Origin of the sequence: Kosakonia oryziphila (assembly GCF_900094795.1) — a bacterium.
In the GTDB taxonomy this organism is placed as follows: Bacteria; Pseudomonadota; Gammaproteobacteria; order Enterobacterales; family Enterobacteriaceae; genus Kosakonia; species Kosakonia oryziphila.
The window spans coordinates 20,084-36,044 of the sequence record NZ_FMBC01000048.1 but is presented as its reverse complement, the minus strand read 5'-3'; the positions used below and the strand labels follow the sequence as shown (position 1 = coordinate 36,044).

Below are 15,961 nucleotides of genomic sequence, written 5' to 3'. Positions count from 1 at the left end.
CCCCCGAAATTATCGATATCACACGTAATAGGTCATTTGAAAGGAAAGACAGCGCTGAGATTGTTCAGCAAATTTCCGTACCTGAGGAAGAGCAAATTGTGGGGAAATCATTTCTGGGCGCGAGGGTATTGCGTGGATACCGTAGGTATCAATGAAGAGATGATAAGAAGGTATGTGAAATATCAGGAAAAACACGAACAAGAAGAGAGCCAGCTTCAGCTAAAAGAGATGTGAAGCGAAGGCTCTCAGAGTCAGAGCTAAGTACGCCCCTCTGGGGCGCAATCAATGCCACCTGCTATGCAGGTGGTTTTTTACAACGCCAGATTGAGCTGATCTCTTCCGTAATGCGATGCCGGAAAGGCATCCTGCGGGATAAAATCAGGCGGTAATGATTCATTATTGCCGCGCTTCGTTACCAGTTTTTCCACGCTGTTAAGCGTGGTAAATGTGATGCTGCATTCAAAGTTTTGGCACTGATGATACTGGCGGATCGTCATCTCGCTGAGACGGCGACTGGTGCGTGTGCGAGCGACAGCACCACAAATGGGGCAAACAAACATGATGGCCTCCCATGGCGGGAGTTGAACTCGCTGTTATTATGGCTTCGTTTATTCTGTCTCTGCAATCCATTCCGGTATTTTGGCTTCCAGCTCCAGGCGGGTTTTAAATCCGCTGTCATCAATTGAATGTGCAGCACGGGCAATAATCCAGTCCTGAGAATCAATATCGGATTTAAACCCCGTAACGGTTCCGTGCATTTCCGGGTAGAGATCGGCGCGGCCCCGCGCCAGTGTTAACGTAAATTCCGCAGCACCCCGTTTGAGCTGTTGCCATTTGGCAGCAGCAGCGCGCTTTGCCGCTGTTTCACTGATGTATGTTTTGCGTAATACATAAACGTTACCGTCTTCACCCTCCAGATAATCCCCGTCTCTGGCGCTGCTGCGTGGTGGTTTTTTCTTTTTCGGTTTGCGGCTTTTGACCGTTACTTTTTTCTTTTTGCCGAATTCCAGATCCAGCCAGTACGCCCTTACGCCGGTATAGGCATCACGATCGGCAATACGAAATGAATGGCGATCACCACTTGAACGGGTGATTGAGAATTCCGGCAGCGGTTTACCGCTGGCGCTGACGCCTCCGCCCGGAAGAATAAACAACAGACTGCCATTTTTGATTGTGGCAATGGCGCCCAGCATTTCCGCCATTCTCGTCAGGAAAGACATATCACTTTCCTGTGTCTGGTCGGCGTGATCGATCTCAATGTTGATGAGCTGCTCAGAAATAACCGGCGTCAGTTTATACCGGTGGGCGATGGCTGATATAACGCGTTCAACCTTAACATCATGCCAGGACACTTCGCGCTTGGTGTTGAATTCATCCCTGAAATCAGCGCTGCGTGCCGTCAGCTCCAGGCGGTCAGGCGGCCCGGAATGCGCCACTTCATCCAGGGTATAAATCCCTTTATAGACCAGCGGTTCACCCCGCCAGCCGATGGACACCGACAGCTCAGCCCCGCGCGGCGGCAACTGTAACTGGCCGTCACTGTCAGCAATAGTGATCGTCAGTTCGTCGGCTTCAAATCCCCGGTTGTCGGTCAGTTCCAGTGAAATAAGCCGGTCATCCAGTATGGTCAGTGCTTTGCCGCCAAGCATGATCCGGAACGCCGGAACCGGTGACAGCTCATCCTGAAAATCCTGAAATGTCTGTGTGCTCTTATCCAGTTGTGCTTTGGTTTTACTGATTGCGTCTGCTGACAGTGCCATATGAACTCCTCCGGCGCTGATAGTTTCATGCGCGCGCGAAGCAGAAAACTGTCGTTTGTTGTCGCAAACATCAGACACCCGGCAGTGCGTGTCGGGCATGCTCATTTTGTGGAATATAGCCCCGAACTCACAACATAATGGCGGTACAGCATGACCGACAACTTTTTCCACGGGGCGCGTGTTAAGGAGGAAACCGACCTCCAGACAGCGATCAATGACATTGATTCCACGGTCATTGGGCTTGTCGCTGTTGCGGATGACGCCGACCCCGAAACCTTTCCGCTCAACACGCCAGTGCTGCTGACGCGTGTTATCACAGCCCTGGGGAGTGCAGGTAAAACAGGCTCCCTCTACAAATCCCTGAAAGCCATTTCCGACCAGGTGAGCACCCGCGTGATTGTGGTGCGCGTCGCGGAGGCGAAAGCAGGGGAGAATGAGCCAACGCAATCCCAGCTCATCATCGGTGGTACGCAGGCTGACGGCAGTTATACCGGGATGTTTGCCCTTCTGACTGCCGAACAGAAAACCGGCTATCGTCCGCGCATTCTCGGTGTGCCTGGCTATGACACCCAGGAAGTCACGGCGCAGCTGCGCGTGATCGCGAAACAGTTACGTGCATTCTCTTACAGCTATTGCGATGGCTGCGAGACTATCGCCGAAGCGAAAGCCTACCGCGAACAGTTCGCTGAGCGCGAGGGCATGCTTATCTGGCCCAACTTCATCGCCTACAACTCACAGACCGGCGTGAATGAAGAGTTTCCCGCCGTCGCCTACGCGTTAGGACTTCGCGCGCTGATCGATAATGAACAGGGCTGGCACAAGTCGTTATCCAACGTTGCTGTCAGGAATGTGCTCGGGATTGCCAAAGATGTTTTCTGGGCGCTTCAGGCGGAAGACTCGGACGCCAACGAGCTGAATGCCAATGAGATCACCACGCTTATCAAGCGTGACGGATTCCGTTTCTGGGGCAACCGCACCACGGATACGGATGAATACATTTTTGAGGTCTATACCCGCACAGCCCAGATTCTGGCGGACAGCATCGCTGAAGCGCAATTCACGACCGTTGACACGCCACTGACGCCTGCAAACGTCAAAGACGTGGTGAGTGGGATTAACAGCAAGCTTCAGGCGCTGGTCACTGAGGGCAAGCTGATTGGTGCATCCTGCTGGTTCGATATCGTTGATAACCCGACGACCGGCATCCGGCAGGGTAAAGCTGTCGTGCGCTACAACTACAGCCCGGTGCCACCGCTGGAAGATCTGACGATGATTCAGACGTTCACCGATCAGTATTACGAAGCGGCATTTTCTTCCCTCGGAGGTGCGTAAATGGCGATCCCTAAAAAAATTCGCTTGTTCACGCTGTTCGTCAATGGCGTGAACTACATCGGGAAAATTCCCAGCGTGACGTTACCGAAGCTTACCCGCAAAACTGAAGATTTTCAGGGGGCCGGTATGCTCGGGGCGGTTGCCGTGGATCTGGGTATCGATTCCGGCGCGCTGGATGCCTCAATGGTTGTTGGCGGCGTGGTTGAAGAGTTGCTCCTGAAATACGGTGGTGACATTGACGAACTGCGCCTGCGTTTTGCTGGCGAGATTTACAGTGGCGGAACCAGTTCCCTGATGGAAGTGGAAATGCGCGGGCGTATTACTGAGATTGATCCCGGTGATGCAAAGCAGGGTGATGACACTAACCACACCTACGCCATCAAAAACACTTATTACAAGCTGTCAGTTGATGATAAGCCGCTGCTGGAAATTGACCTGCTGAACTTTATCTACAAGCGCAACGGGGAAAATCTCTACCCGGATCGTATTTCTTCCGCGCTTGGCCTGAATAGCTGACTGCTTTCACTTAACCCTTTAACGGTGGCACAGGTTGCCACCCAGGAGATTTACCCATGGCTGTAACACTGACGAAACCCATCAAACGCGGTAACGATGAAATCACCGTTGTGACCATCACTGAGACGATCAAACAGGCTGGCTCACTTCGTGGCCTGCGCCTCGTTGACGTGCTCAATTTCGATTTTGAATCCACCTCAACACTGCTTTCCCGCGTTACCTCGCCAGCGCTGACCACGGCGGATATTGCCGCAATGGATACGCAGGATTACGTGGCACTTGCCGAAGAAATCACGCCTTTTTTGACGAAAGCGGCGCCATCAGTACCGGGCGCGGCGGTGACGGCGAACGAATAAGGGAAGCTCTCTTCAACAGCGTAGAGGATCTGATTGCCGATATCGCTGTAATTTTCCACTGGCCGCCCTCTGTCATGTATGACATGGAGCCGCGCGAACTGATGGCATGGCGGCAGCAGGCCGCCATCCGTAGCGGCAACCATGAGGATGAAGCCGATGGATCTTAATATCCGCGTCGCGTTCAGTGCGATCGATAAACTCACCCGCCCGACCAGTGCCGCCAGCAAAGCTGTTGGCGGCCTTGCCGAATCACTTAAAAAAACACAGGACGCGGCTAAACAGCTCGACAAACAAACGTCAGCGTTTGACAAGCTGCGCGCCCAGGCCAACGACACCGCGCAAAAACTCAGCCGCACACAACGGGCTTTCGATGGCCTCAACCAGAAACAGCGGGAAGGGGGCCAGCTTACTGAGGCCCAGGCGGCACACCTTGAAACGCTGCGCGGAAAGATCTCACGCCTTAACCAGACCTACAGTCTGCAAACCACCCGGCTACGCGAAGCATCACAGGCTATCCGTCAGCACGGCGTTAACCTGACTGCCGGAAGCGGCGCGGTGCAAAGCGCCCTGCGCAGAACTGAGCAATACACGCAGGCGCTGGAGCGGGAACGCCAGCAACTGGCCGCGATTACAAAAGCCCAGGCTCAATATGCACGGGCAAAAGAAACCGGCGACAAATTACGGGGCGCAGGGACGGGCATGGCCCTCGGTGCTGCCGCTGCGGGCTATGGTGCAGGGCGCTTTTTATCAACGCCGATTGGTTTTGATACCGATATGTCGCGCGTAATGGCGCTGACACGGATGGATAAAACCGATCCCCGGTTTAAGGGGTTGCGCGATCAGGCCAAACAGCTTGGTGCAGACACTGCATTTTCCAGCAGTGACGCCGCGCAGGGCCAGGCCTTTCTCGCCATGGCCGGATTCACGCCGGAGGCGATCAAGGCAGCGCTTCCCGGCGTGCTTGATACCGCCATCGCAGGCGGGGCACTGAGTGGCGATATTTCCCTTGGGGAAACGGCGGATATTGGTGCCAGCATCCTCAACCAGTTCCGTCTACAGGCCGGTGATATGGGGCGAGTGGGTGATGTGCTGGCCGGAACATTCACCCGAACGAGTACCAACCTGCGCGATCTCGGCGAAACAATGAAGTATACCGGCCCGGTGGCCGCCAGCCTTGGTATCAGTCTGGAAGAAGCGGCCGGAATGGCGGGTATGCTGGCGAAAGGCGGTCTACGTGGCAGCGACGCGGGCACTGCAATGCGCGCGTCATTGAGTCGGCTTGCAGCACCGACTGGCGCAGCATCCAAAGCGCTGAAAGAGCTGGGTGTATCTGTCGCTGACAGCACCGGCAAGATGCGGCCCGTTGAAAGTATCCTCGCCGATTTGTACAAGGCAACCAAAAAATATGGCTCCACTGACCAGGTGAGTTTCTTCAAGGATATCGCCGGAGAGGAAGCCTTTGTCGGATTGCAGTCGCTGGTTAAATCCGCCGGCAGTGGTGATCTTCAGAAGCTCATCGCAGAACTGAAAAAAGCACAGGGCGAATCGGCGGGCGTGGCTAAAAAAATGTCGGATAACCTTGGCGGCGATTTGTCCAACCTCAGCAGCGCATGGGAGGGGCTACAGACCGAAATATCCGATACGGTGAATGGCCCGTTGCGCAGTCTGATTCAGTGGCTGGATGAGACAATCACACGTGTGGCCGGGCTGGTCAAGGCAAACCCCGAGCTGGCAAAGACGCTGTTAATCGTTGGGGCTGGCGCGCTGGCATTAACGGCGGCGCTGGGTACGGTATCGATTGTCACAGGCATACTGATTGGCCCGCTGGCAAAGTTGCGGCTGGGCTTTACCCTCCTGACCGGAGGGAAGGGGATATCAGGCACAGTTGCCGCGCTTCGCACGCTGGGAACCGTTGGCGGCCCGGTGCTTGGCAGAATGAGCGGCTGGGGTGCGCTACTCGGTTCATTTTCTAAAAATATCGGTGGCGTAACCGGTTTTTTACCGGCGTTGCGCAGCGGGCTGCTCACAGCATTCCTTTCGCCTGGCGCGGCAGTTGGCTCACTGGTGAAAGGTATCGGCGGTCTGGCATTACGCCTGACCGGGCTGCCTGCCATATGGGGGCTGATCACCACGGCGGTATCAGCCCTTGGCGGTGTGCTTTCATTTTTGCTCAGTCCGATAGGGTTGATTGGTGCGGCATTTGTGGCAGCAGGGTTACTTATCTGGCGGTTCTGGGAGCCGATTAAAGCTTATTTTCTTGGTTTTTTTAGTGGCGTCTGGCAGGCGCTGACACCGCTGCGCGATGCTTTTTCCGCTCTGTCGCCAGTCTTTACCCTGATTGCAGACGGCATTCAGACCGTGTGGGGATGGTTTCAAAAACTGCTGTCGCCGATGCAGACCAGTAAGGAAACCCTGGATCAGTGCACCAGTGCCGGTGAGACGTTTGGTAGGGTTTTTGGTTTCGCGTTGCAGGCGCTCCTGACGCCGCTGACCCTTTTGATGGAGGGGGTAGGGTGGGTTCTGCAAAAGCTGGGGCTGATCCCTGCAGGGCTTGATGAAGCGAAGCGAAAAGCGGAGAGCCTGACCCCTAAAGCGCCGGTTATGTACGAATGGGATCCCCGGCAGAAAAAGATGGTTCCCAAAAGCTGGAACTGGTCTCCCGATGCCCCGGCGAAAACGCCTCTGCCGATGACCACGCCGCCCGTCATTCCTGAATCCGGAACGGCGCGGCGTCTCAAGGAAATATCAGATAACACCAAAACCACGGCGGATAACACGAAGAAGATCGGCCCTGGCGATATCGTTTTCAAAAATTTGCCACAGGCGCTGGCATTACGCGGTGCATACCAGGAGGCGCGGGTAATTCCTCAGCCTGTGCCGGGTGTTGCTGCGTCAGCGGCTGGCGGGGTGCTGTCCGTTCCGGCTGCCACGCAAGGGGCAGTTGCAGCGCCGGTTGCTGCACCTTCCGCTGCACCGGTGTTTCAGATCAATTTCAACGATGTGGGTAGTAAGTCCGTGCCGGAGCTTGAAAAAATGGTGCGCGATGCCGTCCGGGATGCGCTGGCCACCACCAACAGAGCTAACCGCGGTTCGTTCCGCGACCGCGATTAAGGAGCGTTTTTATGATGATGGTCTTTGGGATGTTCGTTTTTATGCTGCGTACCACGCCCTATCAGCAGTTGCGCCACTCGCAGGAGTGGCGGCACGTTAAAAATGAAAGGGTCAATCAGTCTGCCAGCTGGCAATACATCGGCGCGGGCGACGATACCGTGACGCTGGAGGGCGTGCTTTACCCGGAAATAACCGGCGGTAATCTGTCCCTTTCAGCACTTGAAACGATTGGCTTTGCCGGTCGGCCATGGCCGCTGATCGAGGGGGAGGGGAGAATTTACGGGATGTATGTACTGACGCGCCTGGAGCGGGGTAAATCTGAGTTTGACCAGTACGGCAATCCCAGAAAAATCGAGTTTACCCTCAGCCTTAGCCGTGTCGATACCGATTTCAGGGAGAAATTGCAGAGCGCATCTGTCAGTGATGCGCTGGCCGAGTTAAAAACCAGCGCAAATAACGCGATAAATCAGGTCAGCAATTCACTCAAGAGCCTGTTTTAGTAATCGTCCTGTGCTGTTGATACGGGTTGATACATCAACGGCACCTAATATTACATGGCCCGTTACTCCGGATTAACCGGCCAGTTCACTTCCGGAGCCGTCGAAATATCGACGGCTTCAAGCGCATCAAGATAGTCCAGCCACAGTCCGTATTGTGTGAGGTCGTTACCTTTCAGGCGTCCGAGTGCTGCCTTTCCCGGCCATTGCTTACTGTTTATGTATGCATTTGCTTCATCTGTTTTTATGGAGCGCAGCCACTCAGCATCAGATACAAGCTCAGCCTGAGGCTTATCAGCCCAAACCGGCATACCTTTATCGTCAGCAGAAAGAACCTTCCCTGCTGGCGGTTTAGCGTTGTATATGTCCCTAACCTCGTCTTCAACTTCAATGACGTCATCCGGCAGAGATCCAGCATTAATATAGGATTGTTTCTCCCACTCCGGATAAAAACCCAATGTTGTTTTTGAGAATAAATACATAATCAGTACCCTACGGTAATAACGGCCACGCTCATTGCAACATTGCAGTAGAGCTGGCGGCTCGTTTTAGAAACAGTTCCACCATTCACCAGCGCCGTTCCGCTACCGCCAGCCATATTTGCATCAGCCAGAAATGCGTTTGGAAATGGAATCGGAAAATTCACAGTAATAGCACCAGCCTGTGTTGCTGAGGCTGTATACCACTGCACAATTAGCGTCTGCCGTACGCCATTAATCACCCCCGGAAACTTCCAGTATCCATTACTGGACTGCCCCCCCAGAGAACCCATTGCTACCCCGGCAGTCGCGATATCTGATAGACCAAGGTATTCGAGAAGAGCCGCGACAGATTTTCCGGATAACGCCGTGAGGGTGTTATCAAGTGGTTGCTTCCCCGCCAGCGCATTTGTCATGGTGGTGGCAAAGTTTGGATCGTTACCAAGAGCGGCGGCCAGCTCATTGAGGGTGTCAAGTGTTGCCGGAGATGAAGCTACCAGTGCGGCAATTGCAGCTTTAACAAATGCCGTGGTGGCAAGCTGCGTGTTATTGACTGATTGCGCTGCTGTGGGCGCTGTCGGAACACCTGTCATTGCCGGGCTTGCCAGTGGCGCGTAATCGGCAACAACTGATTTGACATGTGCTGTGGTTGCCAGCTTTGTGCTGTTATCCGCTTTGACTTGCGTTGGTGCTACCGGGGTTCCGGTAAAGGTCGGGCTGGCAATCGGCGCATATTGGGTGTGCGGGTTGCTGGCTGCAATATGCTGGCTCAGCAGGTTATCTGCATAAGCTTTTACCTCGATCACTTTGTTATCGACGTATTGCCGTGTTGCCAGCACCACGGCAGGATCAATCTTCAGCGTGACGGCTGATGTGGATGACACGATCAGCACCATGCGAATGGTCTGCGTGCGCCCGCTACCTTCCTGCAACAGCGGTTTATAGGTTTCCGGGCAGTTTGCCACGGCAACCAGCACGCCACTGTCATCATAAAGGCCGATTTCACGGATCCAGTATCCGCCCTCGTTTTCCGGTATCACCTGCTCAGCAATAATCTGGCTGCTGTTGTTGGGGTCAATCGACAGCATATTCAGTGCTGCAATGCGTTTCTGGTTAATCAGCGCAGTCTGCGCCGGGTCAGGGGTGGGGAGTACCCCATTGGCGTCGCCAACCGCCATCTGCGTGATATTGAGTGTCGTACCGAGTGCCGCCGCATTCGCCAGCCGCGCGGCGCCCTGATTGGTCAGAATGGCAAAATATTTTGCTGTCATGCGTTAACTCTCGTGTTCTCTATCAAATGTATGGCCGAAGCCGGGTAGTAATCACCGCCAACGGCGATCTCTTCTGGCAGGTAGGGATAAACCGTCACCGCTGCGCCATCAAACGTGGCTGCACCAACATATAATTCACCGGCGCTCTGGAGCTGGATCGACAGTCCGATCAGGTGCCTGCTCAGCGGCTTCGCATCCTGAATCAGCCGCTCAAGCTCCTGATACGTTTCCTCAGTGATGCCCTGTTCCTGCACACCGATATCCAGCCGGAAAGTGCCTGGCTCTTCGCCGGTCTGCCACCATTCACTTACCCGAATCAGAAAGCCGAACGGCTCAACGACCCGGCGCAGCGCGTGGATGGTTCCTTTCTGGCGGTGAACCATAAAGGCGGCTCTGATGACGGCCCGCTTTGTCTGTTCCGACCAGTTTTTGTCCCAGCGATCAACTGACAACGCCCAGGCGAGGTAGGGCAGAAATATCACAGGGCACTCATCCGGATCCCACAGCTTGTGAAGTTCAACGGGGATAGTGTTAATCCTTGCCGTGGCGGTTTCGGTGCGGCGCAAAAACTGACTGGCGGTGGGTGGCAACAGGCTGTTACTCATTGGTGCCTCCCTGGCTGACAGTGACGTTAACGCACACCGCTGATTGCGTGTCATCGATCACGATATCTGTGGCAGGGGTTGTCAGCTCAACGCGCTGTACACCCTGAACATGTAACGCCGCCATCACCGCGCTGCGGGCAACATCCCGCCCGATTTTCCCCTGGGCTGCCAGCCATGCCGTCAGTGAGTCCTGCGCAGCTGTCAGAATGGGTTCGGATTCCGGCCCCGGATAGAGATAAAGCGTGGCATCAATCTCATAGGTGACGATCTCTGCACTTTGCACCGTGAGACGATCACCCACCGGGCGCCGGTCTTCTGCGGACAGTGCCGCATTCACGACAGCCAGCAACTCCGGTGAAGCCGTGCCATCACCTTCGGTTGATAACACCGACACCACCACCACGGCAGGAGAGGGGCTGACTGCTTTTGCGTCTGCCACTTTGCCGCTGGCGCTTCGGGCGTAGTACTCGTAAGCACCGGTTGGCCCTGCCACGCTCAGACCTTCAAACGCGGTTTGCGCGCGCAGGCGCAGGGCCGTATCACTTTCCATTACGGCATCGCTCGTGTCTGTCTCCGGTGTGATTTCAAGCCTGGTGGTGTTGAGGTTGGCGGCCAGATTATCCAGATCAGTGGACGCGGCGTGACTCAGCATACAGGCGGCAGCCCCCTCGTTTATCTGCTGGCGTAACATCATCTCCCGGTATGCCACGACCTGCGCAATGACATTCAGTGGCTCAGATTCGAATCCCAGCGCAGCGGTTATTGCAGACTGCTGATCTACCGGGAACGCGGCGATAATGACGGCTTTTACATCCAGCAAAATCCCCTCGAAATCCAGCGTTTCGATAATTTGCGGCTGCGGCAGCTGCGATAAATCAACCGTTGCCATTACTGTTGCCCCTGAGTGTTATGGTGGTGGCCTGCTGTTCCATGGTTTCCGTCAGCATGCCTGACATATTCACTGTTACCGCGCCGCCCGCAGAGAAAGCCACGTCCACGGTGCTCAGCGCTATTCGTGGCTCCCACGTTGCCAGCGCGATGACGATCGCGCTCATGAGCTGCATGCGGGTAACGTTGTTCTGTGGGTTATCGATAAGATCCTGAACCAGCGAGCCATAGTTACGGCGCATCAGCCTGGAGCCAATCGGGGTGCGAAGGATATCGCTTACCGACTGCCAGACATGATTGGCATCCGTAAGGGTTCCTGTCCCGTCCGGGTTCATACCCGTATAGCGAGCTGTCATTGCGTGCCCTCCGTCCAGCTACCGCCCCGTTGCACACTGCCGTGCTGATGGTTGTCCACCTGCACACCGTTTGACGTGAACGTCCCGCTGCCGTGAGTGAAATTCCCCTCCAGATTGCCTCCCTCCGAGACGGTGAACGTCCGGGTTTTCAGCAGGCTGGTACATTCAACAACCGGCGTATCCAGAGTGACGCTGACAGCCGCCTCCAGTCTGGCGGTTTTGATTCCGGAGACGGTCAGCGCCCCGGCGCTAGCGTCGTAATGAAACCGTGCGCCGTCCGGCGCGGTCATGACCATCTCGGTTGCCGATGCACCCGGAGCCGGGTTGTCGTTGCTGTACAGGCTCCCGCCAATAATGGCGGTTTCGGGGTTTCCGCCCATGCACAACAGCCAGACCTGTTCACCCACAGCAGGGGGAAGCCATACATTGAATGCGCCCGCGCGCTGCGCATTCCAGCGAAGCCAGGTGGTGGTGAGTCCGCCGCTTTCCACGCGCACGCGCCATCGGCTCACATCGATCTCAGTTACCGTGCCGGTGCGGACAACGTTTTCCAGCAGACGGATCAATTCAGCAGCATCCACTATTGCACCCCCAGCGAATCAATGACCTGGCGGGCGATTGCCATGCGGTCAGCTTTGCTCAGCCCGAGCAACTGGCGGCGTGGATAGGTTGCCACCGCACCGCTGTTGTTCACCTTGTCGCGCAGGCCATACTGGTGCACGCGGGCGATCCTCGCTGCCACTCCGGAAAAGCCAACAGTCGCACCGTCAGTGTCAGCACGCGCTTTCAGAAACCGTGCCGCTCGCAGACGGCGAAACATCGGATCGGGCTTCGTGGTATCACGGCGAACCTCCGTAAAACTGACATCGAGATAGCGCTCAATGTCTTCCCGATAGAAAGTACGCACTGCACCACGCTCTTCATCAAACCCCGTCAGCATTCGGCCACGGCTGCCCCGGCTGGCCTGCCAGTTTTTCAGGCGCCGGGTTTCACCGTTCCAGACAAAACTGATGCCAGCCTGTGAGCGCAGAACACGTCGGCGTCGCTTCTCAAACTTGCTACCGTCCGGGGCTTCCTGCCGCCCGATGCGCTGGCTCTGACTGCGGCGAAGGGTGGTGGCAATACTTCTGGCTGTGCGCAACCGGCCCGCCGGAGCCATCCCGGCCAGAATGGTGGCAAACACATCATCAAGCTGCTGAAACAGTGCGGCATCATTACTCATGGCATAACCTCACCGGCATCCGGATCGAGGAAAACGGAATCCCACTCACCATGGCAAAATCGCGGGCGGTCTTCCGGCAGATGTGTCGCCACGGCAACACCACTCTCATTACTGACCATGACGCGTTCCCATACCGGGAGCGTAAACAGGATATCGGCTGCGTCATCGCTCAGTATGTCGGCCTCAAATTCAATTTTTCTGTTGCTGTCAGGGTTCAGAAGCAAATCGGGTTGATGCTTCCAGACCCAGGCCAGCAGGGGGAGCATGAGATCATCGACATGGCCGGGATATTCCATCGCCAGCACTTTGATTTCGTAGCGGTACATAAACGAGCTTTCACCGGTTGCCTGAATTTCAATAGCGCCTTTTTCCGTCCAGACCGTGATTTGCTCTGGCCTGGCTCTGCACCACTCATTACCGGCAATCAGCGCCTCGCGCAGCAGTTCTGTTTTTTTCATGGTCTTGCTCCTGTAAGCCCGGTTTGCGTACTCTGCTGCGCCCGCTGCTGTTCTATCTCGCGAATGCCCGCCAGCTGATTATTTGCCGTTTCGACAGCCGCCAGCAGTGGCTGGATCCACAACACGGCCTGGCAGTAGGTCAGCGTGCCGGTGGCAGCGGTGCGATCACCGGCTGTGTCAGACCCGGAGGGAGCGGCACCGAGGGCGCTGGCACGTAAACGGTTTGCGTACCCGAGCAGCCCGCGAGCAACACTGACAGGCACAGCAAAATCACAGGTTTTTTCATGGCGGAGGATCTCCCTGTATTCGATTACGGCTTCATCCGAGCTGGCACTGGTGAGTGCACTGGCATGTGCGGCATTTGCTGCGGTCTGATTGAAGCGATTGATATTGAAAACCTGAGTCGCAATCGCCTCGCGCTGTAGTGCGTTATCAGACGCCAGCACACGCTTATCGCTTTCCGCTGCGCTCAGGTCTGCTCTGGTGGAAACCAGCCACACTGCGAGCGTGGCGATAATTACCAGCGCTGTTGCGCCTGCAATGATCGTAATGCGGTTCATTTCTGGCCCCACAGACACACCTCGCGCTCAACTTCGCGACGATTCATCAGCCCTTTCCACTTTTTGCCGCCAGCGTAAATCCACTGACGCAGCCCGTCACAGGCGGCCCTGTAATTACCGGCATTAAGCTGACGCAACAACGCGGAGCGCTCAAACGCTGTAACACCGACGTTGTAACTGAACGTTATTAGCGCTGCTTTCTGGTACTCGCTGGCGGGCACCTTAACGGAGCGATCAACAGACTGCGCGAAAGGCACAAGGTCATTTTGCAGAAGTGCACGGCATTCGGTTTCGGTGTATTTTTTACCCGGAATAATGTCCCTGCCTGTGTGCCCGTAACAGACAGTAAGCACGCCAGCAACATCGTGGTAAGGTGCGTACCTGACGCCCTCCAGCTCAGGGAGCATCGTCCCGGCAATAGCCAGCGCGCCAGCGCCGGTCATCCCTGCCAGCTTATTTCGCAGTGCGGGTGATATCGCCATTATTCACCTACCTTTTCCAGTGCCCTGACCGCCACCTGCACTGCCGCCGGGCGCTCATGTGAGGGCTTATCTTTCACCTCGTTGAGGTAGCCACTTAGCATCTGCGTACGCTTTTCATCTTCCTTACGCCGACGACGCGCATCCAGCCTCCCGCTGACATAAGAGGCCAGGGAAATAATCAGCCCTGCTGCACCAAAGAACATGTACACCAGATCCTGTGTGGTAAATCCTATCGCTGCCGCCAGCGCGGCAAGCCACGCAAAGATCTGCGTGAAGATATTCCCGGAATCATTCATTTTCATGCGCTCCTGCCTCGCTACGTGCGTAAGCCGACCCGTCCCATACCCGGTTAATTAGCTCCATAGCTGTACGGTCTTCGTGGCTGCCGGTTCGCTGACTTCGGGTAATTCCACCTCCTGACCGGCGGTCAGAAAAAGCTGGGCGGAAATGCCCTTATTGGCCGATACCACAGCCTCAGTCACGCCGCGTGTCAGGCCGTAATGCCGCTGACACAGCAAATCCACGGTATCCCCCTGTAATGCCCTGACCTTCATCAGAAAGCCTCCGTGAAATTGCGCGTTGCGCCGCGAATATCCGCAATAGCCCAGCGCACATCGCGCCAGAGATCCTGCGCCTGAGTGGAGAGGGCAACGGCGCGTTTTTCACCGGCATCGCCGGTGGTATCAACATCGCGAAAAGTCTCAAGCAGAAGGGCACGGGCGCAACTGAATACCGCGCGGCGGTAGCGGTGGATCTTCACGCTCTGCCCGTCAACCTGCATGGCCGGGACAGCGCCCAGCGAGGCATAACCCGCAGCAATCTGTTCTCCCTGCCATGACGCCAGCTGCTCTGATACGTGGATCACCGCTTCCGTCACCACATGTTTGAGACGGGTGGTGGTCACGGCACCATTGATACGCATTTCAAGGCGTACATCGCTCAGGGCGATTTCCGGCCAGAACGAACCGGCAGTGACTTTTTCGCCACCATCATTGACGTCCGGCACATCTTCCGCAGAAGGTGTGACGGCGCGACCCGCTACAAAGCTCATCGTGTAGTCTCCTGAAAAGGTGGCGGTGAGCGGACGGAAAAAAGTAAACGCCAGGCGCTATAGATTTCCGCCCGCGCCGCCAGCGCACGGGGCGCAAGTCGGTTATTTCGTCTTCTCTGTCGGCGCTTTTCGTTTTCGGGTTTGTCCGCCTGACTTCGTCCCGGTACGCGCTTTTGCACTTGTGTTGCGCCGGGTTCGGGTTGTCGTTTTTTCGGCGACAGTAGCAGGTTGTTCTGCGATGCCGTCCGCTGCTGCGGAAGCTGGCTCCGCGCCACCTGAGCCAGCGTCGCCCGTTGTGCTACCTGAATCATTTGTCGCACCGTCGGCGGAACCGGTTGTTGCGCTGGCTTTTTTAACCACACGCGCCAGGCGTTCGATCTCTTTTTTCACCCCGGCCCCGGCATCAAGCGTCAGCGCCTTACGCAGCAGGGAAAGGGCGGTTTCCTGCTCTTCGGCTGTGCCGCTTCGCAGTGCAAACGCCCTGGCTTTGCAGAGCTTGGCGCGAACCACATCCGGCATATCGCTGTTTGCGGTGATTTCTTCGACGTCATCGAGCACTGCCAGATAGGGCGTAATATCGGTGCTGTCATCGGCCTTGACCTGTACCAGGATGGGATCGCAAATTTCGTCAACCAGTACGGTGGCGGGCGTGCGGTTAAAGCGGTCTGGCATCAGCAGGTTGTGGGAGACGACATAGCGCCCGATACGCACGGCCAGCGCGTAATCGCCCGCGTCCACCGCCCATACCATCAGCGTGGTGATCACTTCATCCTGCCGTCCGCTGCCGCCTGTCAGTGTTCCCTCGATCCAGCCCTCATAATTGGGAAGTAACTGGCGCTTCATGGCGGCTTTTGCCTGGTCGGACTGCACTTTGCGCAATGCACTCTGATCCATGCGTAGCCGGTGCAGGATTTGTTCGTGTGCCGTGCGCGCCGTGTCGGTCTGCTCGTCGGTTTTGCCATGGCGTTCAGCCATGACCTTCTGAAAATGTTTTTGTGCCGGTGTCAGCATGGTTCT

General features: G+C 56.1%; 23 protein-coding genes. 7 read left to right on the top strand and 16 right to left on the bottom strand.

Annotation, left to right across the window (positions count from 1 at the left end; translation table 11 throughout):
- Positions 1-234: IS200/IS605 family transposase (gene tnpA, locus GA0061070_RS19405; protein ID WP_139109796.1), on the top strand; the 234-nt coding region annotated here is incomplete at its 5' end.
- Between the two features lie 77 nt (positions 235-311).
- On the opposite strand, the gene GA0061070_RS19400 is transcribed toward tnpA, so the two are convergent.
- Together GA0061070_RS19400 and GA0061070_RS19395 are read right to left on the bottom strand one after the other, a co-directional pair.
- A complete protein-coding gene (locus GA0061070_RS19400; RefSeq protein ID WP_090137618.1) occupies positions 312-560 on the bottom strand; it encodes an ogr/Delta-like zinc finger family protein in 249 nt (82 codons plus the stop codon).
- A 48-nt stretch (positions 561-608) separates the two neighbouring features.
- Positions 609-1,760: a phage late control D family protein gene (locus GA0061070_RS19395; RefSeq protein WP_090137617.1), complete on the bottom strand. Its 1,152-nt coding sequence runs from the start codon at positions 1,758-1,760 to the stop codon at positions 609-611.
- A 150-nt stretch (positions 1,761-1,910) separates the two neighbouring features.
- Between GA0061070_RS19395 and GA0061070_RS19390 the strand changes: the two genes are divergently transcribed.
- Genes GA0061070_RS19390 through GA0061070_RS19365 form a run of 6 tightly spaced genes read left to right on the top strand, consistent with a single transcriptional unit; the run spans position 1,911 to position 7,575 of the window.
- Entirely contained in the window at positions 1,911-3,092 is a 1,182-nt protein-coding gene (locus tag GA0061070_RS19390) for a phage tail sheath subtilisin-like domain-containing protein (RefSeq protein ID WP_090137616.1), read from the top strand.
- Positions 3,093-3,608, top strand: coding sequence for a phage major tail tube protein (locus tag GA0061070_RS19385; RefSeq protein WP_071920348.1), 516 nt, complete (start codon positions 3,093-3,095; stop codon positions 3,606-3,608).
- A gap of 56 nt (positions 3,609-3,664) precedes the next feature.
- Positions 3,665-3,964 carry a phage tail assembly protein gene (locus tag GA0061070_RS19380; protein WP_090137615.1) on the top strand — a complete coding sequence of 100 codons (300 nt, stop codon included), beginning with the start codon at positions 3,665-3,667 and terminating at the stop codon, positions 3,962-3,964.
- Positions 3,928-4,131 carry a GpE family phage tail protein gene (locus tag GA0061070_RS25885; RefSeq protein ID WP_341844410.1) on the top strand — a complete coding sequence of 68 codons (204 nt, stop codon included), beginning with the start codon at positions 3,928-3,930 and terminating at the stop codon, positions 4,129-4,131. The genes GA0061070_RS19380 and GA0061070_RS25885 overlap by 37 nt, the downstream gene beginning before the upstream one ends.
- Positions 4,121-7,075, top strand: coding sequence for a phage tail tape measure protein (locus GA0061070_RS19370; protein ID WP_425256066.1), 2,955 nt, complete (start codon positions 4,121-4,123; stop codon positions 7,073-7,075). The genes GA0061070_RS25885 and GA0061070_RS19370 overlap by 11 nt, the downstream gene beginning before the upstream one ends.
- A gap of 11 nt (positions 7,076-7,086) precedes the next feature.
- Entirely contained in the window at positions 7,087-7,575 is a 489-nt protein-coding gene (locus GA0061070_RS19365; protein ID WP_090137613.1) for a phage tail protein, read from the top strand.
- Positions 7,576-7,637: 62 nt separating this feature from the next.
- On the opposite strand, the gene GA0061070_RS19360 is transcribed toward GA0061070_RS19365, so the two are convergent.
- The 14 genes from GA0061070_RS19360 to gpM all read right to left on the bottom strand — a co-directional run bounded on the left by GA0061070_RS19360 (position 7,638) and on the right by gpM (position 15,955).
- Positions 7,638-8,054, bottom strand: coding sequence for a tail fiber assembly protein (locus GA0061070_RS19360; protein WP_341844409.1), 417 nt, complete (start codon positions 8,052-8,054; stop codon positions 7,638-7,640).
- A 2-nt stretch (positions 8,055-8,056) separates the two neighbouring features.
- A complete protein-coding gene (locus GA0061070_RS19355; protein WP_090137611.1) occupies positions 8,057-9,322 on the bottom strand; it encodes a phage tail protein in 1,266 nt (421 codons plus the stop codon).
- Positions 9,319-9,927 carry a phage tail protein I gene (locus GA0061070_RS19350; RefSeq protein WP_090137610.1) on the bottom strand — a complete coding sequence of 203 codons (609 nt, stop codon included), beginning with the start codon at positions 9,925-9,927 and terminating at the stop codon, positions 9,319-9,321. Before GA0061070_RS19350 ends, GA0061070_RS19355 begins: the two co-directional genes overlap by 4 nt.
- Complete coding sequence (locus GA0061070_RS19345) at positions 9,920-10,816, bottom strand: baseplate assembly protein (protein ID WP_090137609.1); 897 nt, start codon at positions 10,814-10,816, stop codon at positions 9,920-9,922. Before GA0061070_RS19345 ends, GA0061070_RS19350 begins: the two co-directional genes overlap by 8 nt.
- Positions 10,803-11,171 carry a GPW/gp25 family protein gene (locus tag GA0061070_RS19340; protein ID WP_090137608.1) on the bottom strand — a complete coding sequence of 123 codons (369 nt, stop codon included), beginning with the start codon at positions 11,169-11,171 and terminating at the stop codon, positions 10,803-10,805. The genes GA0061070_RS19345 and GA0061070_RS19340 overlap by 14 nt, the downstream gene beginning before the upstream one ends.
- Entirely contained in the window at positions 11,168-11,752 is a 585-nt protein-coding gene (locus tag GA0061070_RS19335; RefSeq protein ID WP_090137607.1) for a phage baseplate assembly protein V, read from the bottom strand. Before GA0061070_RS19335 ends, GA0061070_RS19340 begins: the two co-directional genes overlap by 4 nt.
- Complete coding sequence (locus GA0061070_RS19330; protein WP_090137606.1) at positions 11,752-12,393, bottom strand: phage virion morphogenesis protein; 642 nt, start codon at positions 12,391-12,393, stop codon at positions 11,752-11,754. The genes GA0061070_RS19335 and GA0061070_RS19330 overlap by 1 nt, the downstream gene beginning before the upstream one ends.
- Positions 12,390-12,851: a phage tail protein gene (locus GA0061070_RS19325; RefSeq protein WP_090137605.1), complete on the bottom strand. Its 462-nt coding sequence runs from the start codon at positions 12,849-12,851 to the stop codon at positions 12,390-12,392. The genes GA0061070_RS19330 and GA0061070_RS19325 overlap by 4 nt, the downstream gene beginning before the upstream one ends.
- A complete protein-coding gene (locus tag GA0061070_RS19320; protein WP_090137604.1) occupies positions 12,848-13,411 on the bottom strand; it encodes a hypothetical protein in 564 nt (187 codons plus the stop codon). The genes GA0061070_RS19325 and GA0061070_RS19320 overlap by 4 nt, the downstream gene beginning before the upstream one ends.
- Positions 13,408-13,887 carry a lysozyme gene (locus tag GA0061070_RS19315; RefSeq protein ID WP_167353600.1) on the bottom strand — a complete coding sequence of 160 codons (480 nt, stop codon included), beginning with the start codon at positions 13,885-13,887 and terminating at the stop codon, positions 13,408-13,410. Before GA0061070_RS19315 ends, GA0061070_RS19320 begins: the two co-directional genes overlap by 4 nt.
- A gap of 5 nt (positions 13,888-13,892) precedes the next feature.
- Positions 13,893-14,195, bottom strand: a complete 303-nt coding sequence (locus GA0061070_RS19310) for a hypothetical protein (protein ID WP_079518316.1) — start codon at positions 14,193-14,195, stop codon at positions 13,893-13,895.
- A gap of 51 nt (positions 14,196-14,246) precedes the next feature.
- On the bottom strand, positions 14,247-14,447 hold the full coding sequence (locus GA0061070_RS19305; RefSeq protein WP_090137602.1) for a tail protein X: 201 nt from the start codon (positions 14,445-14,447) through the stop codon (positions 14,247-14,249).
- On the bottom strand, positions 14,447-14,944 hold the full coding sequence (locus GA0061070_RS19300; RefSeq protein ID WP_090137601.1) for a head completion/stabilization protein: 498 nt from the start codon (positions 14,942-14,944) through the stop codon (positions 14,447-14,449). The genes GA0061070_RS19305 and GA0061070_RS19300 overlap by 1 nt, the downstream gene beginning before the upstream one ends.
- Positions 14,945-15,046: 102 nt before the next feature.
- A complete protein-coding gene (gene gpM / locus GA0061070_RS19295) occupies positions 15,047-15,955 on the bottom strand; it encodes a phage terminase small subunit (RefSeq protein ID WP_090137600.1) in 909 nt (302 codons plus the stop codon).
- Positions 15,956-15,961 lie beyond the last annotated feature (6 nt).

What these genes read in the sequence shown, in the direction of transcription:
- gpM (WP_090137600.1), bottom strand. Translation starts at nt 15,955, where the DNA reads ATGCTGACACCGGCACAAAAACATTTTCAGAAGGTCATGGCTGAACGC.
- GA0061070_RS19370 (WP_425256066.1), top strand. Translation starts at nt 4,121, where the DNA reads ATGGATCTTAATATCCGCGTCGCGTTCAGTGCGATCGATAAACTCACC.
- GA0061070_RS19380 (WP_090137615.1), top strand. Translation starts at nt 3,665, where the DNA reads ATGGCTGTAACACTGACGAAACCCATCAAACGCGGTAACGATGAAATC.
- GA0061070_RS19385 (WP_071920348.1), top strand. Translation starts at nt 3,093, where the DNA reads ATGGCGATCCCTAAAAAAATTCGCTTGTTCACGCTGTTCGTCAATGGC.
- GA0061070_RS19400 (WP_090137618.1), bottom strand. Translation starts at nt 560, where the DNA reads ATGTTTGTTTGCCCCATTTGTGGTGCTGTCGCTCGCACACGCACCAGT.
- GA0061070_RS19365 (WP_090137613.1), top strand. Translation starts at nt 7,087, where the DNA reads ATGATGATGGTCTTTGGGATGTTCGTTTTTATGCTGCGTACCACGCCC.
- GA0061070_RS19395 (WP_090137617.1), bottom strand. Translation starts at nt 1,760, where the DNA reads ATGGCACTGTCAGCAGACGCAATCAGTAAAACCAAAGCACAACTGGAT.
- GA0061070_RS19355 (WP_090137611.1), bottom strand. Translation starts at nt 9,322, where the DNA reads ATGACAGCAAAATATTTTGCCATTCTGACCAATCAGGGCGCCGCGCGG.
- GA0061070_RS19300 (WP_090137601.1), bottom strand. Translation starts at nt 14,944, where the DNA reads ATGAGCTTTGTAGCGGGTCGCGCCGTCACACCTTCTGCGGAAGATGTG.
- GA0061070_RS19360 (WP_341844409.1), bottom strand. Translation starts at nt 8,054, where the DNA reads ATGTATTTATTCTCAAAAACAACATTGGGTTTTTATCCGGAGTGGGAG.
- GA0061070_RS19345 (WP_090137609.1), bottom strand. Translation starts at nt 10,816, where the DNA reads ATGGCAACGGTTGATTTATCGCAGCTGCCGCAGCCGCAAATTATCGAA.
- GA0061070_RS19340 (WP_090137608.1), bottom strand. Translation starts at nt 11,171, where the DNA reads ATGACAGCTCGCTATACGGGTATGAACCCGGACGGGACAGGAACCCTT.
- GA0061070_RS19325 (WP_090137605.1), bottom strand. Translation starts at nt 12,851, where the DNA reads ATGAAAAAAACAGAACTGCTGCGCGAGGCGCTGATTGCCGGTAATGAG.
- GA0061070_RS19310 (WP_079518316.1), bottom strand. Translation starts at nt 14,195, where the DNA reads ATGAAAATGAATGATTCCGGGAATATCTTCACGCAGATCTTTGCGTGG.
- GA0061070_RS19390 (WP_090137616.1), top strand. Translation starts at nt 1,911, where the DNA reads ATGACCGACAACTTTTTCCACGGGGCGCGTGTTAAGGAGGAAACCGAC.
- GA0061070_RS19320 (WP_090137604.1), bottom strand. Translation starts at nt 13,411, where the DNA reads ATGAACCGCATTACGATCATTGCAGGCGCAACAGCGCTGGTAATTATC.
- GA0061070_RS19330 (WP_090137606.1), bottom strand. Translation starts at nt 12,393, where the DNA reads ATGAGTAATGATGCCGCACTGTTTCAGCAGCTTGATGATGTGTTTGCC.
- GA0061070_RS19350 (WP_090137610.1), bottom strand. Translation starts at nt 9,927, where the DNA reads ATGAGTAACAGCCTGTTGCCACCCACCGCCAGTCAGTTTTTGCGCCGC.
- GA0061070_RS19305 (WP_090137602.1), bottom strand. Translation starts at nt 14,447, where the DNA reads ATGAAGGTCAGGGCATTACAGGGGGATACCGTGGATTTGCTGTGTCAG.